13 protein-coding genes are annotated in these 12785 nt (G+C 54.4%); all 13 read right to left on the bottom strand.

The window, feature by feature from the left end:
• Positions 1–42: 42 nt before the first annotated feature.
• The 13 genes from GQY55_RS11360 to GQY55_RS11300 all read right to left on the bottom strand — a co-directional run bounded on the left by GQY55_RS11360 (position 43) and on the right by GQY55_RS11300 (position 12734).
• Positions 43–639, bottom strand: a complete 597-nt coding sequence (locus tag GQY55_RS11360; RefSeq protein ID WP_160041300.1) for an anti-sigma factor — start codon at positions 637–639, stop codon at positions 43–45.
• Positions 636–1229 carry an RNA polymerase sigma factor gene (locus GQY55_RS11355; RefSeq protein WP_160041298.1) on the bottom strand — a complete coding sequence of 198 codons (594 nt, stop codon included), beginning with the start codon at positions 1227–1229 and terminating at the stop codon, positions 636–638. Before GQY55_RS11355 ends, GQY55_RS11360 begins: the two co-directional genes overlap by 4 nt.
• Positions 1230–1877: 648 nt before the next feature.
• The gene (locus GQY55_RS11350) at positions 1878–2972 is read right to left on the bottom strand and encodes a prephenate dehydrogenase (RefSeq protein ID WP_160041296.1); all 1095 of its coding nucleotides are present in this window, start codon (positions 2970–2972) and stop codon (positions 1878–1880) included.
• 25 nt (positions 2973–2997) lie between these two features.
• The gene (gene hisC, locus GQY55_RS11345; protein ID WP_160041294.1) at positions 2998–4098 is read right to left on the bottom strand and encodes a histidinol-phosphate transaminase; all 1101 of its coding nucleotides are present in this window, start codon (positions 4096–4098) and stop codon (positions 2998–3000) included.
• A 25-nt stretch (positions 4099–4123) separates the two neighbouring features.
• Positions 4124–4930 (bottom strand): tryptophan synthase subunit alpha, encoded by an 807-nt coding sequence (gene trpA, locus GQY55_RS11340; RefSeq protein WP_160041292.1) that lies wholly within the window; start codon positions 4928–4930, stop codon positions 4124–4126.
• On the bottom strand, positions 4927–6123 hold the full coding sequence (gene trpB / locus GQY55_RS11335; protein WP_160041290.1) for a tryptophan synthase subunit beta: 1197 nt from the start codon (positions 6121–6123) through the stop codon (positions 4927–4929). The genes trpA and trpB overlap by 4 nt, the downstream gene beginning before the upstream one ends.
• Positions 6120–6791 (bottom strand): phosphoribosylanthranilate isomerase, encoded by a 672-nt coding sequence (locus GQY55_RS11330; RefSeq protein ID WP_160041288.1) that lies wholly within the window; start codon positions 6789–6791, stop codon positions 6120–6122. Before GQY55_RS11330 ends, trpB begins: the two co-directional genes overlap by 4 nt.
• Positions 6784–7608 carry an indole-3-glycerol phosphate synthase TrpC gene (gene trpC / locus GQY55_RS11325; protein WP_160041286.1) on the bottom strand — a complete coding sequence of 275 codons (825 nt, stop codon included), beginning with the start codon at positions 7606–7608 and terminating at the stop codon, positions 6784–6786. Before trpC ends, GQY55_RS11330 begins: the two co-directional genes overlap by 8 nt.
• Entirely contained in the window at positions 7598–8638 is a 1041-nt protein-coding gene (trpD, locus tag GQY55_RS11320) for an anthranilate phosphoribosyltransferase (protein ID WP_160041284.1), read from the bottom strand. The genes trpC and trpD overlap by 11 nt, the downstream gene beginning before the upstream one ends.
• A 77-nt stretch (positions 8639–8715) precedes the next feature.
• Positions 8716–10269, bottom strand: a complete 1554-nt coding sequence (trpE, locus tag GQY55_RS11315; protein WP_160041282.1) for an anthranilate synthase component I — start codon at positions 10267–10269, stop codon at positions 8716–8718.
• 438 nt (positions 10270–10707) lie between these two features.
• Positions 10708–11082 (bottom strand): chorismate mutase, encoded by a 375-nt coding sequence (gene aroH / locus GQY55_RS11310; RefSeq protein ID WP_160041280.1) that lies wholly within the window; start codon positions 11080–11082, stop codon positions 10708–10710.
• Positions 11075–12181 carry a 3-dehydroquinate synthase gene (gene aroB, locus GQY55_RS11305; RefSeq protein ID WP_160041278.1) on the bottom strand — a complete coding sequence of 369 codons (1107 nt, stop codon included), beginning with the start codon at positions 12179–12181 and terminating at the stop codon, positions 11075–11077. The genes aroH and aroB overlap by 8 nt, the downstream gene beginning before the upstream one ends.
• Positions 12182–12407: 226 nt before the next feature.
• Entirely contained in the window at positions 12408–12734 is a 327-nt protein-coding gene (locus GQY55_RS11300) for an antibiotic biosynthesis monooxygenase family protein (protein ID WP_160041276.1), read from the bottom strand.
• Positions 12735–12785 lie beyond the last annotated feature (51 nt).

The raw sequence follows: 12785 nt of genomic DNA, 5'->3' as shown, positions 1-12785 counted from the left end.
TCATCCCGCCTTCCGCCGCCTTATTTCCTAAAGTGAAAAACGTTACTTGCGCATATGGCTGAGGCGCCGCAGCGAAAGCAAAGCCATCGCAACCCCAAGCACCGATAAAATCATCCAATACTGCGGGTGGGTCGGCCCCATACTCACGACAAACGGTTCGATGATGCCGCTGTTCGTTGCCGGGATGTTGTAACTGACATGGCTAAGTTCCGCGCTTCCGGCAATCCCCGTCGGCAATATGCCGGTCGCCGATTCGGCGCTTTCCTTCGCATCAGGTTTATCCATCAGCACGAAATAGAGAAAGCTGCACAGAAAAACCATCACGAAACCCGCAATCCATATCGACAAACGCTTCCTGGTCGACGCAGGCACGTCGAACGGCTTGCCCTGATCCGGAATGAGCCATGGGGATTCCCGGTAAATCCGGTCCATGACGTTCCGGTTGATCTCCTCCGCTTTTTCTTCCGAGGCTTCTTCCTGCAATTCCAAAATATAGCTTCGGCTTTCCATCCAAACATCGAACTCCGCCGCACAATCGCTGCAAGTCGTGATGTGCATTTCGAGTTCCCGCCATTGGGGGTCGTTTTCATTCAAATCCGATATCAGCCCGAATAACTCTTGAGCCTCATCGCAAGTCATCTGCTTTTCATCCCTTCGTATTGTTCATAATGATGCTCATAAAAATACGGTTCCAGCTGCACTTTCACGCTGGATCGGGCTCTGAACAGCAAGGATTTGACCGAACTGACGCTTTGTCCTAATATATCGGCTATTTCCTGGTAGTCGAGCTGGTCATATTCCCGAAGGATCAAGGCAGACCGCTGTTTCTCCGGCAAATTGTTGATGGCCTCGCGTACAAGCTCCACCTTCTCATTGCGCAAAATGGCTTGTTCCGGAGCAATCTCGGCCGGCGCAACGGGCGTCACCCCGCTTTCCTCCAAAGGAACATGGGCGCCTTTTTGTTTTCTCAGCTCGCTGAGCACGGTATTCCGTGCAATCGTGTACAACCAGGTAGAGAATGACGCATCCACTTCCCGGAAGGAGTGCAGGCTGCGAAAAGCCTTATAGAATGTCTCGGAGCATAAGTCCTCCGCCATGAGCTCCATGTGGGAGCTTTTCAGCATATGATAAACAAAAGCCAAAATTTTCCGTTGATAACGGCGCATTAATTCAGAAAAGAGCTCCACGTTGCCCTTCTTGATTTCCCTAATCATCTGGGAATCCGTCATTTTTATGTAACCTCCTCGCCCGTACAAAACCTCCCCGTTCGATTCAGTCGTATATAAGTACCGAACAGGATCTGAAAAGTTGCGGTCGATTATTTATGTTGGCAATCCGTGTCATCCAAACGTATGTATTGGCAAATTCCCCAACGATTCTACAAAACTATCTCTCTCATTGTAGCACATTCAAGTATAACCGTCAGTCGAGCCGTGCGCAAATCGCCCGTTTTTTCGCGCCAAAGCAAGAAAGCTGCCGAAAAAAAAACAGTCCATATTCTCTTAGACGGAACAAACTCTTAAAAGGTTACTAGAAAATTCATTTTTTTTCGAAACAAAATGCGTTCAGGCATCAACAAATTCTTTGCGGCGAAAAATCGCTTATTATAAATAACACGTCGGACAAGTTTTAAGTTACCGAAAAACAAAAAAAAGACCGCGAAATATTCGCGGTCCGTTGTTCACCTGGGAACAACAATTTATTTGGATAGGAGTGGAGAGAAACCATACTGTACTTTTATTATATGTATACGTTTTCATTTTGTCAACCCTTTATTCGGACTTGATTTTCAACAACGCGGATGGACAAAAAAACCGCGCCAAATCAGGCATCCGCGGTCGTTCACACCAGGGCAGGATAAAAAAAGAAAACACGAACTACAGCGATATGCTGTAGTCCATGTTATCCAGCAGTTCTTTGGCCCGCTCCAGATCCGTTTCCTGGCGGAAGGACAGCCTCATGATGCCGGGCACATCTTCCCTGCTCTCGATAATTTGGATGTTGCTGAGGTTGATGCGGTTTTCGCCGAGCACGGTCGTGATTTTGCCGATGATGCCCGGATGGTCGGGAACGTCGATATACAGGTCGAACGTCGAAGCGATCATGCCTTTGCGGCGCTCCGGAAGCTCGCTGCGGAAATCATTGGCTTTGGCGAAAGCCTGCATGATGCCTTCCCCGTCTTCCTCCTGCAGCATCCGGACGAACGTCGAAATCTCCTCGTTCCAATCCGTCAGCATTTGCAGCATGACGTCGCGGTTGTTCAGCAAAATATCCCGCCATATGATCGGATCGCTCGACGCGATCCGGGTAATGTCCCGGAATCCGCCGGCCGCCAATCTCCGGTACAAGGCGTTGTCCTGGTTGTAGTCGCATACCTGGTTGACAAGGGCAACCGCGATAATATGCGGCAGGTGGCTGATCGCCCCTACGATGCGGTCGTGCAGAGCAGGATCAACCTTCACGATTTGAGCGCGCGTATAGGCTAACAGCTGCACGAGGGAATGATAGGCCTCTTCAGGCAAGCCGGGCGGCGGCGTCAACACGTAATACGCGTTTTCGAACAAAAGCGGCGTTGCCGCTTCGACTCCGGAACGTTCCGATCCGGCCATCGGGTGACCGCCGATGAAATAGGCCTCCCCGAGCGACAGCTTGGCGGCCGTGGCGGCGATGCTGGCCTTCGTGCTGCCGACGTCGGTGATGATGCAGCCCTTTTTCAAAGGCAGCGTGCTGAGTTTCGTCAAATACTCGTCCAGTTTGCCGACGGGCACGCACAAAAAAATAAAGTCGGCATCCAGTGCCGCTTCCTCGATCGAAAGCGTGGCTTGGTCGACAACGCCACGACTGATATATTTGTCCACGGATGCGGGACGATGGGCATGACCCACGACGGTAATCCCCGGCTTGCCTTTAAAGCAAAGAGCCAGGGATCCGCCGATCAGTCCCACTCCGAAAATAGCGATTTTCGTCGTCATGGTACCTCACTTCATTGTTCGCATCCTATTGCACATGAGCCTTTTCTACGTTTAATACTTGCTCAAGGGCATGAATAAATGCTTTATTTTGATCCGGAGTACCTACGCTTACCCGAATATGGGTCGGGTATTTGCTGTGGCCGGCCCGGATGATGACGCCCTTGCGGAGCAGCGCTTCGAAGATTTCTCCCGCCGGCTTGCGCACATCCACCATAATGAAGTTCCCGTGCGCAGGGAAATATTCGAGGCCGAGACGGTCGAATTCGGCCTGCAGCTGTTCGATGCCTGCCCGGTTCGCCTCGCGGCATTTGGCGATGTATTCCTGGTCTTTCAGAGCGGCTTTCGCGGCAGCCTGCGCTACGCGGGTCGTGTTAAACGGTTCGCGCACCTGATTGATCAGACGGATCACCTCGGAATTAGCGATGCCGTAGCCGATCCGCAGCGATGCCAATCCGTAAATTTTGGAGAACGTCCGCAGGACGACGACGTTTGGATGTTTGTCGATATAGCGAATGCCGTTCGGATACGAAGGATCCGTAACGTATTCGCTATAAGCTTCGTCCAGTACCACCATGACGTGAGCGGGCACTTTATTCAGGAAAGCCGTCACTTCCTGCTCGGACAGGAGCGTGCCGGTCGGGTTGTTCGGGTTGCAGACCCAGATGATTTTCGTCCGTTCGTTGACTTTTGCGAGCATCGCATCCAAATCATGTTTTCCGTTAACGAGCGGCACTTCGATGCATACCGCCCCTTCGATGTCCGCATTGCTTTTATATACGGAGAAGGTCTGGTCGGCCATGATCGTCTCATCCCCCGGCACGAAAAACGCGCGGGCGATCAAAGCGATGATTTCGTCGGAACCGCAGCCGAAAATGATTTGGCCCGGGTTCACGCCGAGAAATTCCGCGAGATTGGAAGTCAATTCCACCGCGCCTCCGTCGGGATACAGGCTGATATGCTCAAGCTCGGCCACGATGGCTTCCTTCGCCTTCGGCGAAGAGCCGTACGGGTTTTCGTTGGAAGCCAGCTTGATGACCTCGTCCAGTCCGAGCTCCCGCTTTACGTCTTCGATCGGTTTTCCCGGCTGGTAGACGGGGAGGTTTCCAATTTGAGATTTAGGTCTCACAATAACCACTCACTTTCTGCAAGTTTTATGCTTTTAATTGTGACACAAACTTGCGTATTTGCAAGAGGCCATCTTGGCGGGTGTCCGCATTTTGCAGAAGCGGTATCGTGTCTTCGATGGTCCGGACGATCGCGCTGCCTACGACGACGCCGTCGCAGATTCGGGAAAACCTTTCGGCTTGCTCCCGGCTTGAAATCCCGAAACCGATCGCAACGGGAGTATCCGTATATTCTCTGACCTGGCCGATAAACTCTTCCACGCCTTCGTAAAAGCTGGAACGTTCGCCCGTCACGCCCAGCGAAGAAACGCAATAAACAAAACCTTTGGCATCCGCCACGATGCTCTTGATTCTTTCCTTCGAGGTTGGCGCCACAAGCGGAATGACATGAATTTCCGCGGCTTCCGCTTGCCGGATCAATTCCGCCGATTCCTCCACCGGCAGATCCGGAATGATCAGGCCGCTGATATCGTGCCTTTTCACTTCGTCAAAAAACCGGTCGAGGCCGAACTGCAGCACCGGATTATAATACGTAAACAGGATGAAAGGAAGCTTGACCCCGGCGGCACGCGCTTGGACGGCCGCGTCCATGCATGCGGCGATGTTCACCTGGTGCTTCAAGGCCCGCTGCGAAGCACGCTGGATGACAGGTCCGTCGGCGAGAGGATCGGAATACGGAACGCCCAACTCCACGATATCCGCGCCGGCCGCTTCCAATTCGGCGATGATCCGCACCGAAGTCTCCACATCGGGGTCCCCGATGGTCAAGAAGGGAATCAGGGCCGTTTGCCCTTGTTCCTTTAATCTGGAAAAGGTTTGGTCGATCAGGTTCATGCCCGCTTCCCTCCCGTGTATGCCATGATGGATTCCACGTCTTTATCCCCGCGTCCCGACAAACAAACGACGACGATGTCGTCGCTGCCGAGGTTTGGCGCCATCTTGACGACCTGCGCGATCGCATGCGCGGATTCCAGCGCCGGAATGATCCCTTCGGTCCGGCAGAGCAGCTGCAGCGCATCCAGCGCCTCCTGGTCCGTAACCGGCACGTATTGTGCCCGTTCGATTTCCTTCAGGTAGGAATGTTCCGGTCCGACGCCCGGATAATCAAGCCCTGCCGAGATCGAAAATGCCTCCTGCACCTGTCCGAACTCGTCCTGAAGCAAATAACTCATCGAACCTTGGAATACCCCTTTGGTTCCTTTGCTCATTGTCGCCGCGTGGAACGCCGTCTCCACGCCTTTGCCCGCCGCCTCGACGCCGATCAGGGCCACGTCCTTGTCTTCGATGAACGGATAAAACATGCCGATCGCATTGCTGCCGCCGCCGATAGCCGCGACGATATGATCCGGCAAACGTCCTTCGGCTTCCAAAATTTGGCGGCGCGTCTCGTCCCCGATGATCCGCTGGAAGTTGCGCACCATCATCGGATACGGGTGCGGGCCCACGGCCGAACCCAAAATGTAAAAGGTGTCGTCCACGTTGCTGACCCAATAGCGCAGCGCCTCGTTGCCCGCATCCTTCAACGTCCGCGAGCCCGACGTGACCGGGACGACCTCGGCCCCTAGCAGCTGCATCCGGAATACGTTTAACGCCTGGCGTTTGGTGTCTTCCTCGCCCATAAACACCTTGCATTCCATGCCGAGAAGCGCGGCGACGGTCGCCGTCGCGACCCCGTGCTGGCCCGCTCCGGTTTCGGCGATCACTTTATTTTTGCCCATTCGTTTTGCCAATACGCCCTGCGCCAGCGCGTTGTTGATTTTATGCGCCCCCGTATGGTTCAAATCCTCGCGTTTCAGATAGATTTTGGCTTTGCCCAGATGGTTGCTCAGGCGCTCCGCATAATAAAGAGGCGTCTCTCTTCCCGAGTACTGCTTCAACAAATAAGCCAGCTCCTCCTGAAAGGAAGGATCCTGCGAAAAACGCTTATACGATTCTTCTAGTTCGATCAGAGCGTTCATCAGCGTTTCCGGAACGAACCGGCCTCCGAATTCGCCAAAACGTCCATTTTGATCCGGCAATGATGTCATGCCTGCTTCACCCTTTCCACAAAAGCTGCGATTTTTTCGAGATCTTTCGTGCCGTTCGTTTCCACGCCGCTGGATACGTCCACGCCGTCCGGCGTGTAATCCCGGATTAAACCGGCGACGTTGGAAACGTTCAGCCCTCCCGCAACGAACAGCGGAATTCCCTGCTCCCGGGTCCACTCCCGGTACGCGGGGATTTTGTCCCAGGCAAACGTCGTGCCCGAGCCGCCGCCGTATTGGGGTTCAAACGTATCAAGCAGCAGGCCGTCGATCGCCCCTGCGTAATCTTCGAAGCGAACAGGGTCCCCGTCCGGGCGATGCTGCGTACCGACGGAAACGACTTTGAACAGTTCCGCTTGAAAACGTTCCTTGGCATCCCGGCAAAAACTTGGGCTCTCCTGGCCGTGAAGCTGAATGACGTCGAGCTTGACATGGGTCATGACTTCTTCAAGCTGTCCCATGTCCGGATTGACGAATACGCCGACGATGCGCGGGCTGGCGGAGCTCGCGCCGTTTCTGGCGGCGCCTGCCAGCGAGGCAGCCGCGATCGGGGAGACTTGCCGCCGGCTTTTGGCAAATACGAAACCGATATAATCTATCGGGAGATTATTTATAGATTTTAGCACTTCAACGCTTTGAAGTCCACAAATTTTTACTTTCGTTTTACCCATGACGATATGCGCCGCCTTCCTTTGCAATAGGCCCCATGAGATGGCGAACGGCCGACCTTATATCCTTTTGCCGCATGAAATATTCGCCGATCAGCACGCCCGCCGCCCCGGTTTTTCTTAAATAATCCATGTCCTCCACGCCGGAAATGCCGCTTTCGCTGATGACGGGCACGCCTGCGGGCACCAACTTGCTTAGCGTTTCGGTTGCGGACAAAGATGTTTCGAACGTATGCAGATTCCGGTTGTTGATGCCGATCAAAGCCCCTTCGGCCAGGTCCAGCTCCAGCACCCGCTGCATTTCGTCCAGGCTGTGCACCTCGATCAGCGAATCGAGCCCGATTGAAGCAGCCGTTTTCATGTAGGAAGCGATTTGCTCAGGAGTCAATATGGCTGCGATCAGCAGGATCGCGTCTGCTCCAAGCAGCCTCGCCTCATAAATTTGGCGTTCGTCGATAATAAAGTCCTTCCGGAGAAGGGGCAGATTTACGGCCTTGCGAACCGCCTGCAAATATTCTCCCTTCCCCTGAAAATACGTTTCGTCGGTCAGCACCGACAAGCAGTCCGCCCCCGCTTCCTCATAAGCGCGCGCGATTTCGACCGGATCGAAGTCGGGACGGATCAGCCCTTTGGACGGGGATGCTTTTTTGACTTCCGCGATCAGCCCCATATCCCGTTTCCGAGCCAAGGTCAGCGCCCGCGCAAAACCTTTGGTCGCAGGCATGTTTTCAATGGTTTCAAGCGCCTGATCTATCGAAAAACGTTCGGCCAGTTCGGCCGTCTCTTCCCGTTTCGTAACAACAATACGATCAAGATACATAACTCAGCTCTCCCGTCATTTGAATCAATTGCTGTAATTTGGCATAGGCGCTTCCGTTGTCGATCGCTTTGGCGGCGGCATGAACGCCCTCCGCCATGCTGCCTGCGAGCCCGGCCACATAGATGCACGCTCCCGCATTGGCCAACACGACGTCCCTGTACGGGCTTCGTTCGCCCTGCAGGACCGATTCCACGATTTTGGCGTTTTGGAGCGCGTCGCCCCCCAGGACGGACTCCAGCGGATGCACGTCGAGTCCGAGGTCGTGAGGATGGATATGGTAGGTCCGAACGACGCCGTCGCGCAGCTCCGACACCTGCGTCGGCGCCGAAATGCTGATTTCGTCCAGCCCGTCATGGCTGGTGACGACGAGCGCCCGTTTGGAGCCAAGCTCTCGCAGCACTTCCGCAATCGTTTGCGTCCGGTTCCGGTCATAGATGCCGAGCAGCTGCCGGTCTGCGCCCGCCGGATTCGTCAGCGGTCCCAGCATGTTGAACACGGTCCGCACGCCCAGCTCCTTGCGCGGTCCTGCCGCATGTTTCATCGACGGATGGTACAGCTGCGCGAACAAAAAGCAAATGCCGATTTCGTCGAGGCAGCGTTTGGCCTGCTCGCTGCTGAGATGAATGTTGACCCCGAGCGCCTCGAGAACGTCCGCGCTGCCGGCGCGGCCGGATGCCGAGCGGTTTCCGTGTTTGGCTACCCGCACGGAGGCCGCGGAAGAAATAATGGCCGAAGCCGTCGAAATGTTGAATTTATGAATGCCGGATCCGCCGGTTCCGCAGGTGTCAAGCAGTTTTTCGTTGTCCGCTTTGACCGTGCTGGCCACGTTCCGCATCGCTTCCGCGAAACCCGTAATCTCATCCACCGTTTCGCCTTTGATCCGCAGCGCCATCAATACCGCGCCGATCTGCGACTGCGTCACGCCGCCTTCCATGATGAACGTCATCAGCTGCCTGGCCTCTTCGCGCGTCAAATCACGCCCTTCGATCAACCGGTTTAAGCATGTGGGGATAAATCCGCCCGTACTCATACCTTTTCTCCTCCTTTTGGTCCTTTTATTTCGATCCGCGTCGTCGCCCGCTTCATGGTCGCCGCTTTTCATTCAGCTCAAAGCGAGCTGTAAAAATAGTCCTGGTTCAGCCGTTCCGTCTCCTGCTCCGCGGCCGGCGGAAACATCGCTTCGGCAATGCGGATCGATTTCAGCAGCGCTTTCGCTTTGTTGACCGTTTCCTCGTATTCCTTCTCCGGCACCGAATCCCAAACGATCCCCGCGCCTGCCTGTACGTATGCCTTTCCCTTCCGGAAAATGATCGTCCGGATCGTGATGCAGGAGTCCATGTTGGCATTAAATCCGAGGTATCCGATCGCGCCCGCATAGGCTCCTCTCGCTTCCCGCTCCAGCTCGGCAATGATCTCCATCGCCCGCAGCTTCGGCGCCCCGGATACGGTTCCGGCCGGCAGGCAAGACAGAAAGGCGTCAAAGAAGTCTTTATCGTCGCGCAGCGTGCCTGATACGTTCGAAACCATGTGCATGACATGCGAATACCGTTCGATCTCCATGAACATGTCGCATTTGACGGTGCCGAATTTGGAGACGCGCCCCAAGTCGTTGCGCCCCAAGTCGACAAGCATCAGATGTTCGGCGCGTTCCTTTTCGTCGGCCAGCAATTCCCTCGCCAGCCGCTCGTCTTCAAGCTCGTCGTCCCCTCTGGGACGCGTGCCTGCAATCGGCCTCGTCTCCACTCTGTCGCCGTCCACCTTGACCAAGGCTTCCGGCGAAGTTCCGACGATAATTTCCTCATGCATTTTCAGGTAATACATATACGGCGAAGGGTTCATCGTCCGCAGCACCCGGTACACATGGAGCGGAGAAACTTCCGTCTCGATATGAAAACGCTGCGACAGCACGACCTGAAAAATGTCTCCCGCCCGAATGTACTCCTGGGCGCGCTCCACGTTCGCCATGTACTGTTCCTTCGTCATGTTCGACTTGATGTCGCCAAGCCCGATATCTGCCGGGATCGGACGCCCGTTGACGTTTTCCCGCGGTCCCTGGCTTTGAAGCTGCTCCGCGATCCGGTCCAGCTTGAAATCGAGCTCCGCGTATTTGCGGCGGATATCTTCGTCCGTATCGTCTACGCCGACATGCACGTTGCCGACAAGCAAAATTTGCTGCTTGATATGGTCGAATACGATCACCGAATCGCAGAACATAAACCGGATATCGTCCATGCCGAGATCATCCACCGCATGCGCCGGCAGTTTCTCGTAATACTGCAGCAGGTCATATCCGAAAAATCCGATCGCCCCGCCCGTAAACGGCGGCAAATCCTCGTGTTTGGGGCTGCGGTACCGACGGAGCAGCAGCTTCAGCTCCTCCACCGGCTTCCCTTTGACCGCTTCTTTGCGGCCGTCGCGTTCCAGCACGACTTCGCCTTTTTTGCCGTAAATCATCATAAACGGATCGGTTCCGATAAACGAATACCGCGCCCATCTGCTGCCGCCCTCCACGCTTTCTAGCAAAAACGCGCATTCGCGGCCGGCGTACCTTTGAAAAATCCGGATCGGGGTTTCCATATCGGCGAGCAGCCGTTTCACGACCGGAATCAGATTGTACTCGCGGGAAAGCTTCAAGACCTGCTCAACGCCCGGGTTCATCATAAACTTGGTCCCTCCTTCTTTTTTCGGGAATTACGGTGATTGTTGCGATTCGAGCCTTTTGCTGCAAACAACAAAAAACCTCTACCGAAGTAGAGGTTTGACGTTCATTAAGTATAAGGAAAGAGTCGTCCGCCGCATTTGGGCTCCGCGCTTTGCGGCCTTGTCGTATCCTGCCTGCATGCATAAGATCAAAGCAGGGATCTATGACGAAGGTGCAAAACAAAACCCGCAAACGTAACGAATATCGCGGTTATTATATAACGTCTCGGCTCTTCTATACTCAACTCAGCTCATCTAAACTCTACTCGTCTCACGATTAACCGGAATCTCCATTCCGGTTCAATCTGGCAAAAATCGCATCCATGCGATTTCGGTTTGAACCTTGTAATAAACTATACAGGATGAACGTTGTCCTGACAAGCGCATTCCCAAAAAAAGTTAGGACTTGGGAGCCGCGAGGTCAGGGCGCAGCTTTTGGGCATCGTTCAAATATACATGCCTGATTTCCTTTTGGCTCTTTTCGGTATTGACCTGAACCATCAGGCGGATGCAGCGCGGAAGGCTTCCTTTGACCGGGACCTCCACGGAGCACATCAAGGGCACCATTTCCCAGCCTTCAAGCTCCCGAATCGCTTTTGCCGGGAAAGCGGCGTCCAAATCCTGGGTCAGCGTAATCCACACGCTGCAAATATCCTCCGGATCGATCTGATTCCGCTCGACGATTTCCCGCATCAGCACGACGGTCTCGTCGAGAATTTCGCGTTCGTCGTTGCGCTGGACGGTTGTTGCCCCTCTTATGCCTCTGTTATACATGGGTTTCTCCTCCTTTTCTAAGCTGCTTCAGAATATCTCTGACCAGTTGCTGCGGAATATCCTTTACGATGCTGACCGCGCCGATGGCATCCGGCACGATAAACACCATCGTGTTTTCCTTGAACTTTTTGTCATGCATCATCGCCGCCATCAAATCGTCCTCGCTCAGATGATCCGGCAAAACGACCGGCAGGTTCAACGCTTTCAGCATGGCCGTCGTTTCCTTATGTAATTCTCCGCCGCGTCCAAGCGCTTCGGCCAAAAGCGCCGAGCCGGCCATGCCGATCGAAATCGCCTCGCCGTGCAAAAATTCGCCGTAACCGGCAACCGCTTCGATGGCGTGGCCGATCGTATGTCCAAGGTTCAAAATCGCCCGCAGTCCGCCTTCGCGCTCGTCTTGGGATACCACGTCCGCCTTGATGGCGACCCCGCGTTCAAGACCGTAGCCAAGCGCGTCCAGATCCAATGCAAGCAAATCCGCCGCATGGTCTTTGCACCAATAGGCAAATGCCGCATCCCGAATGAGGCCGTGTTTCACCATTTCGGCCAAACCGGCGGAAACCTCGCGCGGAGGCAGCGTCATCAGCGTATTCAGGTCGTATAATACGAACTCAGGCTGATGGAACGCCCCGATCATGTTTTTCGCCAACGGATGGTTGACGGCCACTTTGCCGCCGACGCTGCTGTCATGCGCCAGAATTGTCGTCGGCATTTGAATGAAGGCGATGCCGCGCATATAGGTGGCGGCCACGAAGCCTGCCAAATCCCCGACAACGCCTCCGCCCAGGGCGATGACCGAAGAGTTGCGGTCGAGTCCGCCCTGGATGGCCGAAGTCATGACTTCTTCAAACACCTGCAGCGATTTCGAGCCTTCGCCGGATTTGACGACGGAAACGACCAGGCGGAACCCCGCTTCCTCAAGCGATGATTTCAGCACGTCAAGATGATGCGGGGCAACCTTGTCGTCGGTGACGATCAGGTGCGGGCTTTTTGCCGATAAGCCGTGTTTGATCAGATAAGCCCCCGCCTGCGGCAGCAGGCCGGAGCCGATATAAATCGGATACGAACGTTCTCCCAAATCCACATGTACCGTTCTCATATGCATAACACTCCACTTTTAAAATCGATTTTAAAATTGCGGGAAGACTTTTGAACATGACCGTAAGCGGGGGACGGCGAGTCCCCTACGTAAAGTAATGCTCACGAGTCCCCTTGTTACTTTTAAGCGGTAAACGGCTAAAACCCGATGATATCTTTGCCCATTATAATATTGATCGGTAGCCCCTGTCACGCGTTGATTCAAAAAAGGCTTCGTTCTAGCCCGCTCATATTTCGAAATACCGGTCGCTTTCCACCTTGCTTACCCGAAGGGCGAAGCTTTGGTACCAACCGGATTTGCCCCGCTCTTGCGCGGCCTGATGCCCGGCATTTTCCTTCCACCGCTGGATCGCCTCCAGTGAATCCCAGTAGGAAACCATAATACCGAGTCCCTCGTCATTAGCGTTTTCCATACCAAGAAAACCGTCCTGCCGGGATGCCAATTCAACCATTTTATCCGCCATCTTTCCATAACCCCGATCTTCTTCGGTCCGCTCCGAAGCAAAAATGACGGCATAATACGGGGGCGTCGGCGTTTTTGCGATTCTACCCATGTTCTGTTCCTCCTTACGCCATGACAATCCCTTTTAAAAAAAGATTTTATC

Source organism: Paenibacillus sp. USDA918EY (genome assembly GCF_009870825.1).
Classification (GTDB): Bacteria; Bacillota; Bacilli; order Paenibacillales; family Paenibacillaceae; genus Paenibacillus_AQ; species Paenibacillus_AQ albilobatus.
Note: the sequence above shows the minus strand (reverse complement) of the source record. Positions and strands in the feature narration are given on the sequence as shown.

What these genes read in the sequence shown, in the direction of transcription:
- aroB (WP_160041278.1), bottom strand. Translation starts at nt 12,181, where the DNA reads ATGAGAACGGTACATGTGGATTTGGGAGAACGTTCGTATCCGATTTAT.
- trpE (WP_160041282.1), bottom strand. Translation starts at nt 10,269, where the DNA reads ATGATGAACCCGGGCGTTGAGCAGGTCTTGAAGCTTTCCCGCGAGTAC.
- GQY55_RS11355 (WP_160041298.1), bottom strand. Translation starts at nt 1,229, where the DNA reads ATGACGGATTCCCAGATGATTAGGGAAATCAAGAAGGGCAACGTGGAG.
- aroH (WP_160041280.1), bottom strand. Translation starts at nt 11,082, where the DNA reads ATGTATAACAGAGGCATAAGAGGGGCAACAACCGTCCAGCGCAACGAC.
- trpA (WP_160041292.1), bottom strand. Translation starts at nt 4,930, where the DNA reads ATGAACCTGATCGACCAAACCTTTTCCAGATTAAAGGAACAAGGGCAA.
- GQY55_RS11350 (WP_160041296.1), bottom strand. Translation starts at nt 2,972, where the DNA reads ATGACGACGAAAATCGCTATTTTCGGAGTGGGACTGATCGGCGGATCC.
- GQY55_RS11330 (WP_160041288.1), bottom strand. Translation starts at nt 6,791, where the DNA reads ATGGGTAAAACGAAAGTAAAAATTTGTGGACTTCAAAGCGTTGAAGTG.
- trpC (WP_160041286.1), bottom strand. Translation starts at nt 7,608, where the DNA reads ATGTATCTTGATCGTATTGTTGTTACGAAACGGGAAGAGACGGCCGAA.
- trpD (WP_160041284.1), bottom strand. Translation starts at nt 8,638, where the DNA reads ATGAGTACGGGCGGATTTATCCCCACATGCTTAAACCGGTTGATCGAA.
- trpB (WP_160041290.1), bottom strand. Translation starts at nt 6,123, where the DNA reads ATGACATCATTGCCGGATCAAAATGGACGTTTTGGCGAATTCGGAGGC.
- GQY55_RS11300 (WP_160041276.1), bottom strand. Translation starts at nt 12,734, where the DNA reads ATGGGTAGAATCGCAAAAACGCCGACGCCCCCGTATTATGCCGTCATT.
- GQY55_RS11360 (WP_160041300.1), bottom strand. Translation starts at nt 639, where the DNA reads ATGACTTGCGATGAGGCTCAAGAGTTATTCGGGCTGATATCGGATTTG.